The sequence below is a fragment of the Streptomyces sp. NPDC059832 genome (genome assembly GCF_042731715.1).
Lineage (GTDB): Bacteria > Actinomycetota > Actinomycetes > Streptomycetales > Streptomycetaceae > Streptomyces.
On record NZ_JBHWIY010000070.1, the window covers coordinates 1 to 19,539 of the forward strand.

A 19,539-nucleotide genomic window follows, 5' to 3' on the forward strand; every position below is an offset into this window, starting at 1 on the left:
CCCACCCTGGCCGCGGACCAGAGCTGGGCGAGCTGGCCCTCGGTCGCCGGACAGACCTTCGTCGTACGGACATTTCGACTCTGACCTCATTCCGCCAGGACTCGTCCAGCAGATCCCTCCGCTCAGGCTGTGACCGGGACAGTCCGGTTGTCCGGCTCAGCGGAGGCGTAGAGGCGCTCCCTTATAGACCGACCGGCAGTAGGCGAAGTCGCCGCTCCAGAGCGCCCTGGATGCAATGGGCACGAGCCCGAGTCATGGAGTTCTCTACGCTCAGTGATTACCGGAGGGCTCGTGCCTGTCCTGCCGTCATGCCTGCTCAAACCCCTGTGGGACCAATTCGCGGCGCTGTTGCCCGAGCACGTGGACACCCACCCGCTGGGCTGTCACAAACCGCGCATCCCCGACCGGATTGTCTTTGAGCACGTCATCGCCGCCCTCCATTCGCTGCGCAGCGGCGCTGGCGCGAAGACCCTCATACAGGTCGGCTGATCGCCTTCGAACGGTCCAATAAGAGCGGCTTCCCGCTTCCGGGTCGCCCGTACCGGACCGTGGCATGTCGGCAGGCGACGCGCGCGAACGGCGGAGGTCGCCCGCTGATTCTGCAGCGTTCGGCGGTTCCTCGCACAGCAACACACGCAGGACGATTGATTCGACGCCGCAACCACGCGGCGCAGAGGAAGGAGTCCCGATGGCCCTCAACAATCCGCGACCGCCGTTCGACCCGGAGCTTGAGGCTGTGCTCGTGGTCCTTGCAGATCAGATCCCCCCGACCTTGACCGCAGAGATGATCCCTGACATACGCCGAGCGGCAATGGCAGAGGTTACCGATGAGATGATCGAGGCTGCCGGTCTGACTCGGCGCGACCTCACGATCCCGGGGTACCTGGGCGACGAAATCACCATCTCGGTGATCGCCCGCCAAGATCATCAGGGGCTGGGTCCGGGGATCTACCACACACACGGCGGCGGCATGATCGCCGGTGATCGATTCTCCGGCCTCAGCCAGGCCCTCCCGTGGGTCGTCGAGCACGACGCCGTACTGGTCACCGTCGACTACCGGCTCGCACCCGAGCATCCCGATCCCTACCCGATTGAGGACTGCTACGCCGGGCTGCTCTGGACGGCCGAGCACGCCCGGGAACTCGGCATGGACCCTGACAGGCTGATCATCGCCGGGCAGAGCGCCGGTGGCGGTCTTGCCGCAGGCACCGCGCTGATGGCACGCGACCGGCAGGGACCGGCCCTGGCCGGCCAGGTTCTCATCTACCCGATGCTCGACGACAGGGACCAGACGGTCTCCTCGGCCCAGTTCGATGCCGTCGGCGTATGGGACCGTGGGAGCAACGTCATGGGCTGGACCGCGCTTCTCGGAGAGCGACGTGGAACCGACGAGGTGTCGGTCTACGCCGCGCCCGCCCGTGCGACCGACCTCACCGGCTTGCCGCCCGCGTTCATCGACTGCGGCTCGGCCGAGGTCTTCCGGGATGAGGACGTCGCGTATGCGACTGCCCTCTGGCACGCGGGCGTGCAGGCCGAACTCCACATATGGCCCGGCGGATTCCACAGCTTCGACCTGACCGCACCCCACACTGCTCTCGCGCACGCCATGACGGCCGCGCGAAACGCTTGGGTAGGGCGCACCTTGGGCTCCTGAGCTTGCTCTTTATCTTCCGGCCTCGAACGGTGTCTCGAACTGGGTCGCTCACCTGGGGGTTCGCCGGACGTGGGGGCGGCCTTTGTCTGATCATGTGCTCCGACCGAGGTGCACGTGACCAAGACGAAGGCCGTGAGGGTGAGTCTGCTGCCTGATGCTGTCCGGGGGGAAGCGTTCGCGGAAGCGTCACGCTTCCGGGGAGAGTTCTACGAGTGTCTGACCGCTCGGCGTGACGAGTTGTTCGAGCTGGCGGACGCGGTGCTGTGTGCGGACGGTGCGGTGAAGTCCCCGGTGGACTTGACGCTGCTGCCCGAGCATCGTCGTGGGCACGGAGCGATGTACGGCGGCCTGAACCACGGCCGGCTCGATGTCGGTCGGCTGCGGGCGGTGCTGGCCGGGCTGTCGCTGCCGCGTTTCGACGGCGGGCGCCTGGTCCTGGCGGTCGATGTGTCGCCGTGGCTTCGCTCGGACGCGCCGTGCTCGGCGGACCGGCTGTTCTGTCATGTCTATGGTCGGGCGAAGACGGCCTCGCAGTTCATTCCGGGCTGGCCGTACTCCTTCGTGGCTGTGCTGGAGCCGGGTGCCATGTCATGGACCGCGATCCTGGACGCGGTGCGGCTCGGCCCTGCGGACGAAGCGACCGCGATCACCGCCGCCCAGTTGAGGGGTGTCGTCGAGCGGCTCATCGCTGCGGGCCAGTGGCAGGCCGGGGATCCGCATATCGTGATCGTCAGCGATGCCGGCTACGACGTCACAGCCTGGCCTGGGTCCTGCGCGACCTGCCGGTCGAGCTGGTCGGCCGGGTCCGCTCCGACCTCGTGATGCGTCTGCCGAAACCGCCGCGGGTCTACGACCCGAAGGGCGGCCGGCCGCCCAAGCACGGCCCGGAATTCCGCTTCACCAAGCCGGAGACCTGGCCCGAGCCCGCGATCACCACGGTCACCGGCACCACCAACTACGGCAAGGCCGAAGCCCAGGCATGGGACCGGGTCCACCCAAGTCTCACCCACCGCTCCTCATGGCTCGACCACGACGGCGAACTGCCATTGGTCGAGGGGACGTTGATCCGGCTGAAGGTCGAGCATCTATCGAAGGACCGGGATGTCCCGCCGGTGTGGTTGTGGTCCTCCAAGACCGGCGCCACCCCGGACGACGTGGACCGCTTCTGGCAAGCTGAGACGACGCCCACTCGCGGATCTCGATAAACTGTGGGAAAAGCACGAAGGAGCGGAGCGCAGTTGCAGCAGTTGGTTGGACGACTGAACGCATTCGACCCGGAGGCGAGCGAAACCCTACGGATCGTGTCGTACTTCGATGTGCTCATCGCCCGGAGTGTCGGACTCGACGGTCTCCTGCGCGGTGCTGCGGTCCTTTCCGGTACGGTCGCCGGGGTCGAGATCCGAGGACGAGTGAGCCGGCGGGATCCCGACGGACGCCTGCCCGCCGAGGTCGCCGACGTCCGCCGACGTTCCTCCCGGAGGTCCGGCGCCGGCTGGACGGTGTGGCTCGAGCGAGACGGCGAGGCAGACCCCAACGACGAGATGGTCGTGGAGCGCCTCGCGTTGGGTGTCGAACTGCTGGAGGCGCGTCGCAATCCCGGGAGCGGCTTCGACGCGCTCATCGATTCGGCCCGTCCGATCGACGAACGGGTGACGCTCCTCGCCAAGCGCCGGATCGATCCGGCCACGCCGGTGCGGATCCTGGCAACCATGGCGGATGCCGCTGAGATCGACGCACCCTCGGCGATCGTACCGACTCGGTACGGGCTCCTGAGGGCCACACTCGATATCTCCGGCAAGCTCAGTCCGCCGGAGCCGGTCGGGCTCGGGACCTGGGTGCGCGCCGACCGGGCACCCGAATCCTGGGACGGGGCGATCATCGCACTTCGGCTGTCGGACGCCTCTGTGCCGACAGTCGACGCGACGGATCTCGGGGCGTTGCTGCTGCTCGCGCAGTCGTACGACCCACAGATCCCGCATGAGGACGTGCGAGCCCTCGCCCGCCTCGATCGGCGTTCCGCAGACGTGCTGCACGCACTGGTGGAGGCCTACAGCATCCGTTCCGCAGCGGCCGATTTGGGCATGCACCACTCGACCGTGCAAGCACGCCATGAAGGGCTGACGCACGCCCTGGGCTACGACCCACGCACCAACGTCGGCAGAATGCGGTACATCGCCGCGGCACTGCTGCTGCGCCTCACAGACCCGATCCCCCCGCCCCACTCCGAGGCCGCGTAGCCGGCACCGCGACGTAGCGGTGCGGAACCGGTCCAGCAAACCCACCGGATGGCGGGCGACGGGCCTGGAACGCGCCACGGTTGACGGGTGACCGCCGGTTCGGCCGACAGCAGCCCGGCAATGGATTCACCACACACTCCGCGCGGACGAGTCTGTGGTCGTCCGTCAGCAACACAGGACGACCGGCATCCGCCCAGCCCATCCGGACATCATCAAAGTGGAAACGGAGAAGACCGTGACCTGGCCGACAGGGGAAGAGGCACTCGTGACCGGCGCGGCGTCCGGGATCGGCTTCGGCGTCGCCCGGGCACTCGTTGCCGCGGGCGCGAAGGTCGCACTCGTCGACATCGACGAAGCGCGGCTCGCGGAAGCCGAGGAGTCCTTGCGGGACGCTGGTGGCACGGTGCTGGCCACACCTTCGACATCAGCGACACCGATCAGTGGGGGAGTCTGGCCGATCGGGCCGAAGAGGCGCTCGGCCCGATCTCGATCCTGTGCAACGTCGCCGGTGTGAACGGCGGCGGAACGACCGACCAGACGCCGCTTATGGCGCTGGGTGCACGGAGTCAACATTGACGCACAGTTCGCCTCCGTGGTGGCCTTCCTGCCGCGGTTCAACAGCCGCAGCGGACGCAGCCACATCCGAACACCGCTTCCATTGTCGGCCTGGTGCCGATGGCGGATGTCGCCGCCTACGCCTCCCCGAAATTCGCGAGCGTGGGACTGTCCATGGTGCTGCGCGAAGAGCTCGAAGGCACAGGCATCGGCGTCTCGCTGCTCATTCCTGGCGGGGTAGCTACTCCGATCACATCCACGTGGTCCGCCGCCGGAACGCCAACGGCGCACTCGCCAAGTCCCGCATCCCGCGCTCGGTCCCGGTTACCGCCGAGGTCGTCGGGTTCTACGCCGAGGCCACGGACAGCGACATGGTCTTCGTCAACCTCTTCCGCGGCGTCCTGGGCCGGGCCATGACCTACTCGGCCGTGAAGGACATGTTCGACCGCCTCGCCCGGCGGGCTAAGACCGTGTCCTATGTGGTGAGTTGCTCGTTGGGCTGTGCATGGGGCGGGATACATGGAGTTGGATTGTTCCGGACGGGCTGTGGGAGATCGCGAAGCCGTTGATCCCGCCGTCGAAGGTGCGTCCGCAGGGCGGCGGGACGCAGGACACGCCTGATGAGACCCTGTTCGCCGCGATCGTCTACATGCTGGTGAGCGGGTGTGCCTGGCGGGCTCTGCCGCCGTGCTTTGGGGTCTCGAAGTCCACTGCCCACCGGCGCTTCGTCATCTGGTCCAGGGCCGGTGTCTGGGGTGGGCTGCACGAGGCGGTGCTCGACCGCATCGACGAGTGCGGCCTGCTCGACCTGACCCGCGTGGTCCTCGACTCCTCGCACGTACGGGCCAAAAAGGGGGCGAACTCACAGGCCCGAGCCCCGTGGACCGGGGTAAACCGGGTTCCAAGATGCACGTCCTGTCGGACGCGAACGGACTGCCCGTGGTCGTCGGGCTCTCCGCCGCCAACACCCACGACAGCCAGGGCCTGAAGCCCATGGTGGCCGGTCTCCAAACGAGACACGACCCCCACCGAGGCTGGAACTGCAAACCCGGCAAGCTCCACGCCGACAAGGCCTACGACATACCCGACCTGTGGAAATGGCTGCGTGGAAAACGCATCGGCGTCCGTATCGCCCGCAAGGGAATCGAATCCAGCGAACGGCTCGGCCACCGAAGGTGGGTCATCCCGGGGCGAGAACGGGCGGCGCAGGGAGGCAGAGGTGGGCCGTGCAGGCGGCCGGTGCCGGGTGCCTGCCGCCGGCACCACTGGCTCGCACACCGATCCCTGATCGCTTGACGTGGCGTCAGTAGAGTTCGATGACGAGCCTCTTGGACGTAGCGCGGGAAACGCACAGGGCGATCTGGGTGCCGGACGCCTTGTCGGCTGCGGACAGGCAGTTGTCGCGGTGCTCGGGCGTTCCCTCCAGGACTCCGGAGACGCATGAACCGCAGATGCCTTCCTCGCAGGACTTGAAGACCTCTACCCCGTTCTCCTCCAGTACGGAGAGGATCGACCGGCCCGCGGGCACCTCCCACTCCTCGCCGGTGTCCAGTTCAACGGTGAAGGGCTGGTCGCCACTGGTGTCGATCTCTTCGGCCGTGAAGTTCTCGATGTGAACGTGATCCGCGCCCACCAGGGGTGCGAACACGGTGGAGACCTGCTCCATGAATCCCTGCGGCCCGCACGTGTAGACGTGTGATCGGGGCGTGGTCGCGGCGGCCGGATCCGCCAGGACAGCAGGCTGTTCGGCGCGGGGTACGCCCAGCCTTACGTGCACCCGGTCCCGGAACTCCACCCGGGTCTCCAGCAGTTCGACGAATGCCGCCTCCGCGCGGCTGCGTGCGAAGTAGTACAGCTGGAACTCCGCGCCGCGGCGGTGCAGTTCGTACGCCATGCTCAAGAGCGGTGTGATGCCGATTCCGCCGGCTACGAGAAGGTGTCGGTCGGCGTCGTCCGCGACCGTGAGCAGGTTGCGGGGCTCTCCGACTTCGAGCAGATTTCCCTCAGCCACGTGGTGCAGGGCCTCGGAACCTCCGCGTGACGGGGACTCCCGCTTGACTGCGATCAGCAGGGACGTCGGGTCGTCCGGTGGACTGCACAGGGAGTACTGGCGCAGCACACCGTTCGGGGCTGTCACGTCGACATGTGCACCGGCCCGGTAGGGGGTGAACGGTGCGCCGTCCTCGCGGACCAGGCGAAGTGAACGGATCTGTGGGGTCTCCGAGGTGACGGCGGAGACCCGCGCCTTGACGCTCACAGCAGGAACCCGGAAGCCGGCACGGCGTCCTCGCTGTCCACCAGGCGGACGACCTTCCGCGCGATCCGGTCGCCGTGATCGGAAAGCCGGACGTGATGGGTGAGGTCACCCGCCCACAGGTCGTGCCTGCCGCGCTTGTAGGCGACCAGGACCTGCGCGGAGCGGAGGGTCACCTCGTCGTCGCGGACCTCCTCGACCACGAAGCGGGACACGGTGCGCACGGTGCGGGCGGAGTCGACCGCGGCGATCGCGTAGCCCTCCGTCATTCGGGTCACGCGCATCTGCCGCATGCGCGCGTCGTCGTACACCATGTTGAGGCTGTTGGCGAAGTCGTCGGTCTGTGCGTCGATCGGAATGATGTACAGGCCGTCGGTGCAGTAGAGGTCCTGCCATTCCTCGTACCGCTTCCGGTCGAGGAGGTCGGCCTCGTGCCAGACCAGTCGGATCGCCCGGACGACTCGGGAGTCGGTGAGTGCGGCCACCGGGGCGGCGGAGGTCAGGAAAGTCTCAGTCATCGCTCATCATCTGCTTCCACTGGTTGTACGCCGCGCGCATGCCGGTCTCGTCGGTGACGTGGGAGGTGGGCCAGCCTTCGGGGCTCGCGTTCTCGCGTGCCAGTCCCCGATTGACCAGGATCGGCATGTCGGGGGCGGCCTGTGCGCCTCGCTGGACCCGGTCCCAGCCCTCCGCGTCGTCAGGGGTGCCGAAGCCGAACGGGCCCTGGAAGTGCTCGTGGATGCGCAGGCGTTCGCGGTTGACCGGGTCCACGATCTCGGCCGGGCCGCCGGGGCCGAGGGCCACGTGCTCGATGAGGGTTTCGTCGGCGGAGATGGGGCGCAGGACGCGCAGGAACGAGTTCGACATCGACACGTTCGGGAAGAGGTTCAGGTTGAAGCCGGTGCCGTGCATGGCGCGCACCAGCTTGCGGATCGCCGTGTCGTCGAGGCCGGCTTCCTCGAGCTCCGTGACCAGGGTGGCGAAGCGCGCCTGGAGCGGCTCACTGCCGTCGTCGGCGTCGAGGTCGGAGTGTCCGGGCACCATCTGCATGACGCTGTGCCCGTTGCCCAGACCGTGGGTGACCGCGGAGGGGTCGGTCATAAAGGACATCATGTCCGCCGTCTCCGCGTCGACCGAGGCCATCCAGGAGCGGTGCACGATCGGGAAGTGGTATCCGTCGGTGGTGTTCTCCAGCTGGATCTTCCAGTTGCCCCGGAACTTGAACTGGTGCGTGCCGAGGACCTTGATCGGGTAGCCGCCGCCCTGCTTCATGAAGCGGTCGATCCACGCCTTCACGTCGCCGAGGAAGTCCTCGAGCGGCTCGATGGAGTCGTCGAAGGTGGCGAACACCATGCCGCCGTACGACTCGGTGCGCAGCTTGCGCAGGGACAGCTCGCCCTTCTCCAGGACGCCTTCGTAGCCGTCCGGGTACGGGATGCCGCGGAGCTTGCCGTCCAGGCCGTAGGACCAGGCGTGGTAAGGGCAGGTGAAGCCGTTGGCGTGCCCGGTGCGCTTCTCGCACAGGCTGGCGCCCCGGTGCCGGCAGCGGTTGAGCAGAGTGTTGATGGTGCCCTTGCGGTCCTTGGCCACGATGACCGGCTGGCGTCCCACGTAGGTGGACTTGAAGCTGCCAGCCTTTGGCAGCTCGCTCTCGTGGGCGACCCAGACCCAGGTCCGCTCGAAGATCTTCGTCATCTCCAGCTCGAAAATCTGGGGGTCGGTGTACATCCGGCCCGCGACGCGGTCCTCGGCCACGAGGTCGCCGGGCGGCAGATCATGGACATTGTCCGGGGTGAACTCGACTGTCATGAGAGTTGTTCTCCAGGTTCAGGGGGGAGAGCGGCTCGGTCGCGGGGGTTCGCGGTCAGGGGAAGCCGGGGTGGGTGGAGGGCCTGCCCATGAGCACGGATCCGGCGCCGTCATGGCCTGGCCGAGGGTCGCGTGCAGTCGTGGCACCTGGGCGTCTTGCTGCAGCAGTTGCAGGGGGTGGCTGTTGTGGATGACACCGGCGCCGGAGATCGCGCACAGGTCGTGCACGACCTGTGCCGCGACGTCCGCGACGTTGGCGGAGGACAGCCGGACGATGGCGACCTGCCGGGGGCTCGGCTCGTCCCCGGCCAGGACGGTCTGCCAGACCTCCTCGGCCGTGTCGAGGTAGAAGGCCTGTGCGGAATGCAGGGAGGCGTACGCCTTGGCGAAGGTCGTGCGGTAGTGGGCGCGTTCGGCGAGCGGGGGGAGCGCCGGTGATACCTGTTCGGCCGCCGGCTTGCTCCACGAATTCCAGGGCCGCGCGGGCGACGCCGAGGCCGACCGCCGCATGGACCTGAGCTTGCAGGCCGATGAGGGGGTAGCGGTAGAGAGGCTCGTCGACGGTCGGTGTCCGAACGTCCAGTCCCGGTCCACCTCCACTCCGTCGACGAGGATGTCGTACGAGCCGGAGCCCCGCATGCCGGTGACGTCCCACTCCCGCATGATCTCCACCTGCTCGGGCCGCGGGAGCGCGGTGCGCGGCCGGCCGCTGCCGTCGTCCGCTGGGATGCCCACCCCGATGAGGTCCGCAGCCATGCAGCCGCTGGCGAACTTCCAGCGGCCGTCCACCAGGTAGCCGCGTTCGGTCCGCAGTGCAGGCTGGATGGGGAAGAGGCCACCCGCGAAGACGACGTTGGGACCGTCCTTGTAGATCTGCGCCTGCGTGTCCAGTGGCAGCGCTGCGAGATAGGTGAGCGCTGAGGCGAAGGCGACCACCCAGCCGGTGGAGCCGTCCACCCGGGAGACTCGCTCGACGATGCGGATGAAGTCGGCCGGGGGCAGCGGCTCGCCGCCGAAGCGTCGCGGCCCGGTACACACCAAGTGCGGTCAGCCTTTCGACGAAGTCACGGGGAACATGGCCCTGGGCATGGAACTCCACGCGTCGACAGGCCAGTTCATCGAGGACGGGCTTCCACGTCAACGGGGCCGTCGCGGCCGGCGTCTGCGCCATGGCGGTCGTTCTCCTTCCCTGTCGGTGCCCCTGACGCTAGGCAAGCTCCGGGCACCGGCCAATTGGGAAAGGCATCGCCAGGCATAGGGGATTTCTTCAGTGAGGGCCGGGACGGCGCCCGCCAGAACGTGTCGACCGCGCCGAGCGGCAGGGTGCGCGGACGGGTTCCGTACTAGGGGAAATCCTCAACGATGCCGGAGTAAGTCTCGATACCGCTCGCGGTGCACCGCGCCCTACCGTCGAGTCATCCGGGGATCCCCCGGAGCGCCCAGGTCCCGGCAGGAGGAACGGTGGCAGACAAAATCACCCAGCTGACCCCGACGCAGAGGCTGTTCCGCGATGCGATGGCTAATCTCTCCGCAGGAGTCAATATCGTGGCCACGGACGGTCCCGGCGGTCGAGCCGGGATCACCGTGAGCGCGGTGTGTTCCGTCACGGACACGCCGCCGACCATGCTCGTCTGCATCAACCGGTCGAGCCGCAGTCACGACATCTTCCGCGCCAACGAACACCTCTGCATCAACGTGCTCGGAACGGAACACGAAGACGTCGCCATGGCCTTCGCGGGCCGAGTGCCGGCGGAGCAGAGGTTTACCGTGACCGGCGACGTGTGGGACCACTCCCACGGTGTGCCGGTGCTGCGCGGATCCGCCGCTTCGATTCTCGGACGTGTCACCGGGACCGTGGAGCGCGGCTCGCACACGGTGATGTTCGTCCAGGTCGACGAGGTCGTCCTCGGACAGGACAGCGAGGGCAGCCTCGTCTACTACCGGCGCCAGTTCCACCCCGTGCCCACGCCGATGAGTGCGTGACGAGCGGAACGTGATGGAGAAGGACGCCACGCGCATGACGCTCACCTGCTACATCGACACCTTCAGCTACGGCTGGCGGCATGTGGATCTCTTCACCCACGACACGGACGGCCGCGAGCTGAACTGGGTCCACTGGACGGTGCCCGCCGACGGCCCTGAAGCCGCCGACGAGGCGACCCGGAAGGTGGAGCCGACACTGCGCCGCACAACCGAATGGCGCCACAGCGTCAGCGCGGCGGGCATGGACTACTGGGAGGCCGAGGCGGAGTGGAACGAGAAATGAATCTGTACGCGCCCTGGTCCCTGCGGGCGCTGGTCAAGGAGCTGGCCACCGGCGTTACCACCCCGCAGGCGGCTCTCGACCGGGCGCACGCCCGCATCGCGCGGACCGAGCCCGACCTCGCCGCCTGGGTCGTCCAGGACCCCACACCGGATCTGTCCACGTCCGACGGCGTGCTGGGCGGCGTTCCGCTGGGCGTCAAGGACATCATCGATGTCGCGGGACTTCCCACACGGTGCGGTTCCTCGCTACGTGCCGACATCGCATCCGCCCGGGCCGACGCGTCGATCGTCCGCGCCTGGCGGCGGGCCGGTGCCGTCGTCCTCGGGAAGACCGTCACCACGGAATTTGCGTTCTTCGCCCCCGGCCCCACGGACAACCCTGCCGCGCCGGGACACACCCCAGGGGGATCCTCCAGCGGCTCGGCCGCGGCCGTGGCCGCGGGCCACGTGCCCCTCGCCATCGGGTCACAGACCGCGGGCTCCGTGACCCGCCCCGCCGCGTACTGCGGTGTGGCCTCGCTGGTGCTGACCCACGGCCGGTTCCCCGTCGACGGAGTGGTCGGTCTCAGCCCCAGCCTGGACAGCCACGGCGTCTACGCCGCGTCCACCGCCGACCTCGCGCTCGCATGGACAGCCCTCGACGGCTCCAGGCCCGCCGACTCGCCCCGACGTCTGCCGCGCCTCCTCCTGTGGTCCGCCGAATCGATCGGCGTGGTGGACGACGGGATGCGCCACGCCCTGGACACGCTCCGTAAGTGGCTGACCGACGGCGGAGCCGTGGTGGACGACTTCCCCGAGGAACAGCTCGTCGCCGAGGTCACCGCGGCACACCCCGTCGTCATGGCCTACGAGGCGGCGTGTGAGCGCGCCGAGGAGCTGGCTGTCGCCGACCGGCTCAGCGAACCCCTGGCCGAATTCCTCCGCGCCGGCCGGCGAACCCCGGACGCCGAGTACCAGGCCGCGAAGAAGACGGTGGAGACCGCCGGAGTGCGCATCGCGGAACTCCTGACGTCGTATGACGCGATCGTGGGCCCTGCCGCGCCGGGCTCCGCCCCCGCAGGGCTGTCGGCCACCGGAAATCCCGTCCTGTGCCGCGCGTGGCAGGCATGGGGGCTTCCGGCTGTGGCCATCCCCGGGCTGCGTGATGCCGTCGGACTGCCGCTCGGCATCCAGGCGGTCGGCCGCGCACGAGGCGAACGCGGCCTGCTCGCCCACGCCGCGTGGATCGAAAGCCGGCTGGCCTGACCTGAGCAGCCGGAGGCCACGTCGGCGCAAGCCGTGCACTGAATCATCAGAAGGAGATGAGCCATGACCGACCAGGAGACGATCGCCGAGCTCGCGCGACGCGTCGGCACGCTGGAGGCCGAGGCCGACATCCGCAGACTGCAGGCCCGCTACATGTTCCTGTGTGACACGCCGTGCCCAGAGTGCGGCGTGCATGACGACGCCCGACGCATCGACCTGATCATGGAGTTGTACGCCGAGGACGCCGTCTGGGAAGGCGTGGGTGAGTACTACGACAACCAGTTCGGCCGCGCGGAGGGGCACGCGGCCGTTCGGAGTCATTTCGAGGCGTTCTGGGGGCAGAAGAAGGATCCGAGCCTGGTGCTCAACGCCCACTACCTGACATCGGAACAGATCCACGTCACCGGTGACACGGCCACCGGTCAGTGGATCCACATGCAACCGTGGCTCCACTCCGACGGCACCGCGCTGCTCCGCTCCAGCCGGCTCAACAATACCTTCCGACGGGTGGACGGGGTCTGGAAGATCTCCCGGACCCGTACGGAGAACGTCTTCATCGCGCCGCTGAACAAGAACTTCGCCGAGGACTTTCCCTCAGCATCGGCACTGATGCGGCCCTGACCGGCTTCATTACGGGAAAAACCCTTCACGCCTTCCGTACTCGCGGGTAGGGGGCCTATCGCTTATCTCCTCAATATGCAAGACCTTTACTCGATGCATCCTCGAGTGAAACATTGGGAAAAACTCAGCCGCTCGGAAGCGAGGAACGATGACCGCGACTGTGCCCACCCCGAATCGTGGCGGGGGGCGCCCCCCAGCGAGTGGTGCGGCACGTAAGTCCGCCGACCTCGTCTATGTTCTGGACGACGACCAGCAGTTGTGTCTTTCGCTTGCCTGGCTGCTCGAGTCGGTGAACATCAGCACGGAGTTCTTCACCGACGCAGAGGCGTTCCTCGAAGCCTTCGACCCCGAGCGCCCCGCCTGCCTGGTGCTCGATGTCCGCATGCCGGGCACGGGTGGATTCCGGGTGCAGGAACTGCTCAACTCCCAGGAGTCCGTGCTGCCCGTCGTGTTCGTGTCGGCGCACGGCGACATCTCCATGTCCGTAAGAGCGCTGCAGCAAGGGGCTGTCGACTTCCTGGAGAAGCCGTACGACCCCCAGCGCATGCTCGAAGTCGTGCAGGGAGCGCTGCGAACGGCGAGCGAGCGCTATGCGCAGCGGGCCGATCGCCGGGCTGTTGAGGAAAGACTCTGCCAGCTGAGCCCCCGGGAGAGCGAGATCCTCCGACGGGTCATCGCCGGAGAGCCGAGCAAGACGATCGCCAAGGCGCTCGGTATCAGCCTCAAGACGGTGGACGCCCATCGCGCCAAGATCAGGGAGAAGACCTCGGCGGACACTCTGGGCTCCCTCATCGGCGACATGATGCGCTGCGGACTCGACCAGTCCAAGGTGTGACGACCGGTGCCACCCCCGTACCCAGGGACAAGCCCAGTTCATGCGTCGCCCTTCGAGCCCGCAGACGTGGCACGTCTGTTCACCGCGATCGACCACTGTGTGCTCGTTCATGACGCGAAGACCAAGAACATCCTGTGGGCCAACCCCGCCGCCTGCACGGCGCTCGGCTTCACCCTCGACGAGCTGATGCCGCTGAAGGCCCCGGACATGAGCTCCAGGGCCCGCCCGTACCGGCGGGAGATCGGACTGGCCTGGCTCCAGCGCGCCGTCGACGAGGGCGTCAGCACCATGGAGTGGTGCTACCGGTCGAAAGACGGCCACGACATCTGGAGCGAGGCCCGCGCCGCCCGCGTGGACCTGGCGCGCGGGCCGGTCGTCATGGTCCAGTTCCGCGACATCGCGGAGGAGAAGGCTACGCGCCGTGACCTGAGCCGCACCGAGGGACGGCTCCAGGCGTTCCTGCGTAACCTCGACGAGGGCATCGTCGTACTCGACGACGAAGGGTGCGTGCTCTTCGCCAGCGAGTCCGCCGGCAACCTCCTCGACCGCGAACCGCAAGCCCTCATGGCCGCCGACTTTGCTGCCTTCCTCGCGCCGGACTCGGCTGCTGTGCTCCAGGAACTGCTTGCCACCTCGAGACGGGGCGGCCGGCCCACCGACGCGCGCTACCGGTTGTCCGTCTCAGGTGCGCAGGACACACCGGATCGCTGGTTCGCGGTCCGCTGCCAGTACATCGACATCCAGCACGACCTGCGGGGGCTGCTGCTTCTCTTCCATGACATCACGGCCACGGTGCGCGCCGAGGAGGAGCATCGCCGTGATGCGCAGTACCTCAATTACCTGGCGCGGTACAACGCCATGGGCGACATGGCCATGGCTATCGCACACGAAGTCAGCCAGCCCATCTCAGCCGCCCACAATTTCGTGGCCGGCGTCCGCAGCCGCCTGGAGCGGGACGGATCCGTCGGCCAACAGGTCAACTGGGGGCTGGAGTCGGCCACCCGCCAACTGGACCGCGCTGCACAGATACTCCAGAGCCTTCGTGCCTACGTGGTGCGGCTCGAGCAGTCGCAGCAACACGTCGACCTGAACGACATCGTCGCCGACTGCACCTACTTCATCGACGTACGCGCCCGCCAGCACGCCGTGTCCCTGCGCTGGGAACGAACGGACGAGCCGCTGCCCGTGCACTGCGAGAAGGTCCTGATCGGCCAGGTCGTGATGAACCTGGCGTTCAACGCAATCGAAGAGATGTCGCGCTGGCCCGCCGAACAGAGGTCGGTGGAGGTCCGGACGAGCCGGCAGGGCGAATTCGCAGAGGTCTGTGTCGTGGATGCCGGGAAAGGGCTGTCCGACCTGCACGTCGACCGGATCTTCGACGGAGCGTTCAGTTCGAAGGGTAATGGCCATGGCATCGGCCTCGCCCTGAGTCACCGCATCATCACCCGGCACGGCGGGGAGATCGAAGCTGTCGACAACACTCCGTGCGGGGCGACCTTCCGCTTCCGGCTGCCGCTGGCCGACATCAGCCCCTGAGCGTATGCGGGAAATCCCCAACAAGGCACGCGTGATTCCCAATTGAGCTGTGTGGTGGCCGCACATAGTTTAGGGACGAGGCGATGCACAGGAGTCGCCCGGCCGTTGTCAGAGGACTTTTTCATGACGCATACGCTGGACAATTTCACGCCATCGGCTGCTCCGCTGGAGAAGTCGAACGGAGAGGCATTCGACCACGTCCTTGAATTGGTGGCGCAGCGCCGCGATGAATTCGAGGAGAAGCGGCATGTTCCCCGAGACATGATCGCCGAGTTCAAGAAGGCGGGTATCTACCGAGCGAGCGCACCACGACGGTTCGGCGGTGAACCACTCCCGCCGGCCTGTTTTCTCCGGCTCGTCGAGCGGATCTCCGCAGTCGACGCATCCGCCGGGTGGGTCGCGAGCTTCGGCTCGTCCCTGATCTACCTTGCCGCGCTTCCCCTGGACACCCAGGCCGAGCTCTACGCGAACGGTCCCGATGTCGCCTTCGCGGGTGGCCTGTTTCCCGTTCAGCAGGTTGAGTCCGTCGCCGGCGGTCACAAGATCTCCGGGCGCTGGAGGTTCGCCAGCGGCTGCAAGGGCGCGGACGTGCTCGGTGTGGGGATCAAGACCGGTGACGACCGGGGAGGCCCGCCGCGCACGGCACTGCTGAGGCCCGACCAGGTCCGGATAGCCGAGAACTGGAACGTCATCGGCATGAGGGGCACCGGCAGCCACGACCTTGTCGTCGACGGCGTAGTGGTCCCCGAGGAGTGGACGTTCGTCCGTGGCGGAACGCCCACCGTCGACGAGCCGCTCTACCGCTACCCGGCGGTTCCCTATGCCGCGCAGGTGCTCGCGGTGGTCGGCCTCGGCTTGGCCCGCGCCGCCCTCGACCAGGTGATCGCCGAGGGCGGACGGGCGAGCTACACGGGTGGGCCGATGGCCGCCGATCGCGCTTCCTACCGCATCTCTGCCGGGCAGGCCGAGGCCCAGCTCCGTTCGGTGCGCGCCTTCTTCTACGAGACCACCGAGGAGGTGTGGCAGACCGTCGAGCGGGGCGATATCCCTACCCCGCAGCAGGCCAGCCTCCTGCGCCTTGCCTCGGCGCATGTGGCCAAGACCTCCTTCGAGGTTGTCCGGGCCGCGTACCAGCTGGCGGGAATCCGGGCCATCGCCGACGACAGCACCATGCAGCGCTACCTCAGGGATGCCTCAGTGGTACCTCAGCACGCATTCCTCCAGGAGGGCATGTACGACGGCGCAGGAGCTGTCCTCATGGGAGCACAGCCCTTCCCCGGATACCTCTGACCTCCTCGACGCACCGACCCGTCATCACCGCCACCTCTGCTTGGAAAGGCAGGACCGACATGTCCGCAACCCCTGACACCCCCTTGCGTGTTCTCTTCTGCATCGGCGTCAACCAGAACTTCTTCGACCTCCCGACGGGGCAGCACAAGACGGTCTGGGACGGCACCGTGAACATGCTCACGCAGTTGCACGAGATGCCTGGAGTCGACGTGCTCGGCACGATGGACGATGACCAGCACATGGTCGGTCCTTCGGATTCCTGGCCGTGGACCTGCTACGTACTCGCCGATGTCGCGGACCAGGCCACGGTCGCCGCGGCATGCAACCTCTTTCGCACCGTCCAGGTCGGTGAGTACGGACTGTGGCGCTACATGAAGATCGAGGCCCGCGTCGGCCGCCCGCTGCCGGACGTGACGCGATGAATCCCGGGACGGCCGGTGCAGCCTCCGACCACAGCACCCGCCAGGTGGCGCTCGTCACCGGTGCGGCGGGCGGACTCGGCGGCTGCATCGCCACACGCCTCCACAACCGGGGGTTTTCGGTCGCCCTGACCGATCTGGACGTCGGCGCGGCCGTCGCCGCGGCGTCCGCACTGGACCCCACGGGGGATCGGGCCGTCGGACTGGGCCTGGACGTCCGAGACAAGGATGCCTTCCGCGGCGTGCTCGACCAATTGGTCGAGCGGTGGGGCGTCGTGCACGTCCTGGTGAACAACGCCGGGCACTCCAAGGTCGAGGCGCTGATGGACATCACGCCGGAGAGCTTCTCCGGCGTGGTTGACACGAACCTCAACGGCACGTTCTACGGATGCCAGGTGTTCGGCCACTACTTCGCCGAGCGCGGCTACGGACGCATCGTCAACATTGCTTCTCTCGCGGGCCAGAACGGCGGCACGGCGACCGGTGCGCACTATGCCGCGGCCAAGGGGGGCGTGGCCACGTTGACCAAGGTCTTCGCGCGGGACCTGGGCCCGCAGGGAGTGACGGTCAACGCCATCTCACCCGGCCCGCAGGACCTTCCAGTCGTGCGCCGGATCGTCGACCCGGAGAAGCTGGCGCAGACCGAGGCCATGATCCCGGTGGGGAGGCTGGGGCGTCCGGAGTTCATCGCGGACATGGCCGTGCTGCTGTCCTCGGAGCACGCGGACACGGTCACCGGCGCATGCTGGGACGCCAACGGCGGCCTCTACATGCGCTGACGCGCGGCAGTACGCAACAGAGCGGCACCCGAGGTGAAGACGCGGGTGCCGCTCGTGCGTGGGAGGTTAGGGGGTGTCTCGTCGATCATGAGCGGAGCCAGACAAAGAGGGCGGCGGCCGTCACGGTGCCGAGGTAGACGTATCGGCGCTTGTTATAACGGGTGGCGACAGCTCGGAACTGCTTAACCTTGTTGATCGCTCGCTCGACGGTATTCCTCGCTTTGTAGCGGGCCTTGTCGAAGCTGGGCGGTCGGCCACCGCCAGAACCTCTGCGCCGGCGGGCGGTTCTGGAGTCGCTCTTCTCCGGGATCACGTGCCGGGTACCGCGTCGCCGCAGGTAGGAGCGGATCAGGCTGTTGCTGGAACCGGGCTGTGGCCACGAGATACGGCAAGCTCGCGGGCCGCTACGAGGCCACTGTCCTCGTAGCGGCCATCAATGAGTGGCTGTGACGGGCCCATTCAGGAATGGCGGGCGGACAGCCCGTGGAGTCTTGGCGGTTCAGGGGTTGATGGCATGTTCGACGAACTGGCCACAGGAGCGGAACCCCAGGCGGCGGTAGACGGGCTCGCCGTCGGCCGACGCCTGCAGGACCGCGATGCGGTGGTCTCGCTCGCGGGCCGTGCGGAGGGCCGCGAGCGTGATGGCGCCGCCGTAGCCACGCCGGCGGTGGGCGGCCAGGGTGGAGATGTTGTAGATGCCGGCGACTCCCGCGTGGTGGAACACTTCGGCGGAGCAGACCGGGCGGTTCTCCACGTAGCCCACCAGGTACCGGGCCGGGCAGGTCGCGGCCAGTGCCTGCGAAGCGGCCTGGGCGAAGAAGCGTCGGACGGTTTCGGCGGGCGGGTTCCAGTTCGCGGCAAGGACCGTGGCGTAGTCGGCGAGCTGTTCGGGGGTGGTCACGCTCCGGATGTCCAGTCCCGGAATGGCGGGAGGCGGCAGGGTGTCGTCCAGTTCGGCCCACATCGCCGTCTCGCGTTCGGACACCGGCAGACCGGCCGCTGTCAGGCGGGTGGAGAGGTCCGCCGGTGTCGAGGCGGGCCCCACCCACCAGGAGAAACTGCGGCCGGTGCGGGCCAGTGTCCCGGCGGTCTCGGTGATGCGGACCGGGACGTCGTCGGTGGTGAAGCGCGCGGCGGCGACGATGTTGAACGTGTCGTCGTCCAGGCCACTGTCCGCGACCAGGAGGTCACCAGCCTCTGTGACGGTCGCACCAGCCATACTCCGGTGCAGATGACAGGCGTGTTCCGCCAGGTTCCGTTCCATCCTGTCCGGCAAGTCAGCTTCATCAAGAAAATGATCATTCATAGCGATTGATCCCAGCACGACCAAACGAAGATCGCATGCCATTTTAGGCAGTGTTGCGCCGATGACCAGTACTTTCGATACACACCCTAGCGGTGGTTTGTTAGACCGGGGAGTAGAGATCGAGTGGGTGGCCTGCGCCGACGGCGTTGATCAGGGCTTGAAGTTCGGGTGGCGGGGGTGCGTTGCTCCAGGCTCGCCAGCAGCGTTGGAGGGTGGTCCAGGGGTTGAGCCAGGCCCGGACGGCGCGAATCGCCTGCGGCCAGCTGGCCGGTTGGGGCTGGTGGGGTCTGCTGGGGCCCCCTCTCAGCCGGCCCCACCGCTGTGACAGTCGGCGGGGCTGTGGGGACGAGGGCGGGCTCCCGGTCGGGAGGTTGAGCGAACCAGGTGTCCCAGCAGAACGAGAATGCGCAGTTCACCAGGGTCTGGTGGCGGCGGATGGCGGTATCGGAACGGACTTGGAAGTCGGCCCACCCGAGTTCGTCCTTGATCTGTTTGTAGCTCTGCTCGATCCAGTGTCGGATGCCGTAGATCCGGACGACTTCGTGCAGGTCGGCGGCCGGTTCGGGGCTGTCGGCCTCGCGGGGTCCGCCGGGGCGGGGCAGGTCGGTGGCCAGGTACCAGGTGGTTTGCGGGGGAAGGGTGGCCGGGTCGGTGGTGGCCACGATCAGGCGGACGTTCCCGTCGGGTCCCCACCAGCCGAGGCGGGCGTCGGCGGCCCACCAGGTCTCGGTGTG

The 19,539-nt window shown here is 67.7% G+C and carries 18 protein-coding genes and 6 pseudogenes; 17 read left to right on the plus strand and 7 right to left on the minus strand.

Annotation, left to right across the window (positions count from 1 at the left end):
* Positions 1–291: 291 nt before the first annotated feature.
* From ACFV8T_RS44225 to ACFV8T_RS44260, 8 genes and pseudogenes are all read left to right on the plus strand, one after another.
* Positions 292–438 (plus strand): annotated as a pseudogene (locus tag ACFV8T_RS44225) (IS5/IS1182 family transposase); the annotation flags it as partial.
* Between the two features lie 250 nt (positions 439–688).
* Complete coding sequence (locus ACFV8T_RS44230; RefSeq protein WP_385339230.1) at positions 689–1,654, plus strand: alpha/beta hydrolase; 966 nt, start codon at positions 689–691, stop codon at positions 1,652–1,654.
* Positions 1,655–1,792: 138 nt separating this feature from the next.
* Positions 1,793–2,826, plus strand: a pseudogene (locus tag ACFV8T_RS44235) (transposase); the annotation flags it as partial.
* Between the two features lie 66 nt (positions 2,827–2,892).
* The gene (locus tag ACFV8T_RS44240) at positions 2,893–3,891 is read left to right on the plus strand and encodes a hypothetical protein (RefSeq protein ID WP_385339232.1); all 999 of its coding nucleotides are present in this window, start codon (positions 2,893–2,895) and stop codon (positions 3,889–3,891) included.
* A 154-nt stretch (positions 3,892–4,045) separates the two neighbouring features.
* Positions 4,046–4,405, plus strand: a complete 360-nt coding sequence (locus ACFV8T_RS44245) for an SDR family NAD(P)-dependent oxidoreductase (protein WP_385339235.1) — start codon at positions 4,046–4,048, stop codon at positions 4,403–4,405.
* Between the two features lie 161 nt (positions 4,406–4,566).
* Positions 4,567–4,653: pseudogene (locus ACFV8T_RS44250) on the plus strand (hypothetical protein); the annotation flags it as partial.
* A gap of 53 nt (positions 4,654–4,706) precedes the next feature.
* A complete protein-coding gene (locus ACFV8T_RS44255; RefSeq protein ID WP_385339274.1) occupies positions 4,707–5,015 on the plus strand; it encodes a hypothetical protein in 309 nt (102 codons plus the stop codon).
* A pseudogene (locus ACFV8T_RS44260) lies at positions 4,952–5,631 on the plus strand (IS5 family transposase); the annotation flags it as partial. The gene ACFV8T_RS44255 and the pseudogene ACFV8T_RS44260, both read left to right, overlap by 64 nt.
* 118 nt (positions 5,632–5,749) lie before the next feature.
* Here the strand turns inward: ACFV8T_RS44260 and ACFV8T_RS44265 are convergent.
* From ACFV8T_RS44265 to ACFV8T_RS44280, 4 genes are read right to left on the minus strand one after another with little or no spacing between them, the layout of a single operon-like run.
* The gene (locus ACFV8T_RS44265) at positions 5,750–6,703 is read right to left on the minus strand and encodes a PDR/VanB family oxidoreductase (RefSeq protein WP_385339238.1); all 954 of its coding nucleotides are present in this window, start codon (positions 6,701–6,703) and stop codon (positions 5,750–5,752) included.
* Positions 6,700–7,218 carry an aromatic-ring-hydroxylating dioxygenase subunit beta gene (locus ACFV8T_RS44270; RefSeq protein WP_385339240.1) on the minus strand — a complete coding sequence of 173 codons (519 nt, stop codon included), beginning with the start codon at positions 7,216–7,218 and terminating at the stop codon, positions 6,700–6,702. Before ACFV8T_RS44270 ends, ACFV8T_RS44265 begins: the two co-directional genes overlap by 4 nt.
* Positions 7,211–8,509, minus strand: coding sequence for a Rieske 2Fe-2S domain-containing protein (locus ACFV8T_RS44275; RefSeq protein ID WP_385339243.1), 1,299 nt, complete (start codon positions 8,507–8,509; stop codon positions 7,211–7,213). Before ACFV8T_RS44275 ends, ACFV8T_RS44270 begins: the two co-directional genes overlap by 8 nt.
* Before the next feature lie 18 nt (positions 8,510–8,527).
* The gene (locus tag ACFV8T_RS44280) at positions 8,528–9,547 is read right to left on the minus strand and encodes a flavin-dependent monooxygenase (protein ID WP_385339246.1); all 1,020 of its coding nucleotides are present in this window, start codon (positions 9,545–9,547) and stop codon (positions 8,528–8,530) included.
* Between the two features lie 423 nt (positions 9,548–9,970).
* On the opposite strand from ACFV8T_RS44280, the gene ACFV8T_RS44285 reads away from it, so the two are divergent.
* From ACFV8T_RS44285 to ACFV8T_RS44325, 9 genes are all read left to right on the plus strand, one after another.
* Entirely contained in the window at positions 9,971–10,492 is a 522-nt protein-coding gene (locus tag ACFV8T_RS44285; protein ID WP_266919541.1) for a flavin reductase, read from the plus strand.
* A gap of 34 nt (positions 10,493–10,526) precedes the next feature.
* Complete coding sequence (locus tag ACFV8T_RS44290) at positions 10,527–10,775, plus strand: hypothetical protein (RefSeq protein ID WP_385339249.1); 249 nt, start codon at positions 10,527–10,529, stop codon at positions 10,773–10,775.
* Positions 10,772–12,019 (plus strand): amidase, encoded by a 1,248-nt coding sequence (locus ACFV8T_RS44295; protein WP_385339252.1) that lies wholly within the window; start codon positions 10,772–10,774, stop codon positions 12,017–12,019. Before ACFV8T_RS44290 ends, ACFV8T_RS44295 begins: the two co-directional genes overlap by 4 nt.
* Before the next feature lie 63 nt (positions 12,020–12,082).
* Positions 12,083–12,640 carry a nuclear transport factor 2 family protein gene (locus tag ACFV8T_RS44300; RefSeq protein WP_385339255.1) on the plus strand — a complete coding sequence of 186 codons (558 nt, stop codon included), beginning with the start codon at positions 12,083–12,085 and terminating at the stop codon, positions 12,638–12,640.
* A gap of 238 nt (positions 12,641–12,878) precedes the next feature.
* On the plus strand, positions 12,879–13,475 hold the full coding sequence (locus ACFV8T_RS44305) for a response regulator transcription factor (RefSeq protein WP_385339271.1): 597 nt from the start codon (positions 12,879–12,881) through the stop codon (positions 13,473–13,475).
* 66 nt (positions 13,476–13,541) lie between these two features.
* Positions 13,542–15,011 carry an ATP-binding protein gene (locus tag ACFV8T_RS44310; protein ID WP_385339258.1) on the plus strand — a complete coding sequence of 490 codons (1,470 nt, stop codon included), beginning with the start codon at positions 13,542–13,544 and terminating at the stop codon, positions 15,009–15,011.
* Positions 15,012–15,134: 123 nt separating this feature from the next.
* A complete protein-coding gene (locus ACFV8T_RS44315; protein WP_385339261.1) occupies positions 15,135–16,301 on the plus strand; it encodes an acyl-CoA dehydrogenase family protein in 1,167 nt (388 codons plus the stop codon).
* A gap of 59 nt (positions 16,302–16,360) precedes the next feature.
* Positions 16,361–16,723, plus strand: coding sequence for a hypothetical protein (locus tag ACFV8T_RS44320; protein ID WP_385339264.1), 363 nt, complete (start codon positions 16,361–16,363; stop codon positions 16,721–16,723).
* On the plus strand, positions 16,720–17,499 hold the full coding sequence (locus tag ACFV8T_RS44325; protein ID WP_385339267.1) for an SDR family NAD(P)-dependent oxidoreductase: 780 nt from the start codon (positions 16,720–16,722) through the stop codon (positions 17,497–17,499). Before ACFV8T_RS44320 ends, ACFV8T_RS44325 begins: the two co-directional genes overlap by 4 nt.
* Before the next feature lie 85 nt (positions 17,500–17,584).
* On the opposite strand, the pseudogene ACFV8T_RS44330 reads toward ACFV8T_RS44325, so the two are convergent.
* The 3 genes and pseudogenes from ACFV8T_RS44330 to ACFV8T_RS44340 form a co-directional block, all read right to left on the minus strand.
* Positions 17,585–17,845, minus strand: a pseudogene (locus ACFV8T_RS44330) (IS5/IS1182 family transposase); the annotation flags it as partial.
* A 153-nt stretch (positions 17,846–17,998) separates the two neighbouring features.
* Entirely contained in the window at positions 17,999–18,763 is a 765-nt protein-coding gene (locus tag ACFV8T_RS44335) for a GNAT family N-acetyltransferase (RefSeq protein ID WP_385339269.1), read from the minus strand.
* Positions 18,764–18,891: 128 nt separating this feature from the next.
* Positions 18,892–19,539: pseudogene (locus tag ACFV8T_RS44340) on the minus strand (IS701 family transposase); the annotation flags it as partial.

Coding starts and splice junctions, on each gene's coding strand:
- ACFV8T_RS44230 (WP_385339230.1), top strand. CDS start 689: ATGGCCCTCAACAATCCGCGACCGCCGTTCGACCCGGAGCTTGAGGCT.
- ACFV8T_RS44270 (WP_385339240.1), bottom strand. CDS start 7,218: ATGACTGAGACTTTCCTGACCTCCGCCGCCCCGGTGGCCGCACTCACC.
- ACFV8T_RS44275 (WP_385339243.1), bottom strand. CDS start 8,509: ATGACAGTCGAGTTCACCCCGGACAATGTCCATGATCTGCCGCCCGGC.
- ACFV8T_RS44290 (WP_385339249.1), top strand. CDS start 10,527: ATGACGCTCACCTGCTACATCGACACCTTCAGCTACGGCTGGCGGCAT.
- ACFV8T_RS44295 (WP_385339252.1), top strand. CDS start 10,772: ATGAATCTGTACGCGCCCTGGTCCCTGCGGGCGCTGGTCAAGGAGCTG.
- ACFV8T_RS44300 (WP_385339255.1), top strand. CDS start 12,083: ATGACCGACCAGGAGACGATCGCCGAGCTCGCGCGACGCGTCGGCACG.
- ACFV8T_RS44315 (WP_385339261.1), top strand. CDS start 15,135: ATGACGCATACGCTGGACAATTTCACGCCATCGGCTGCTCCGCTGGAG.
- ACFV8T_RS44320 (WP_385339264.1), top strand. CDS start 16,361: ATGTCCGCAACCCCTGACACCCCCTTGCGTGTTCTCTTCTGCATCGGC.
- ACFV8T_RS44325 (WP_385339267.1), top strand. CDS start 16,720: ATGAATCCCGGGACGGCCGGTGCAGCCTCCGACCACAGCACCCGCCAG.
- ACFV8T_RS44335 (WP_385339269.1), bottom strand. CDS start 18,763: ATGGAACGGAACCTGGCGGAACACGCCTGTCATCTGCACCGGAGTATG.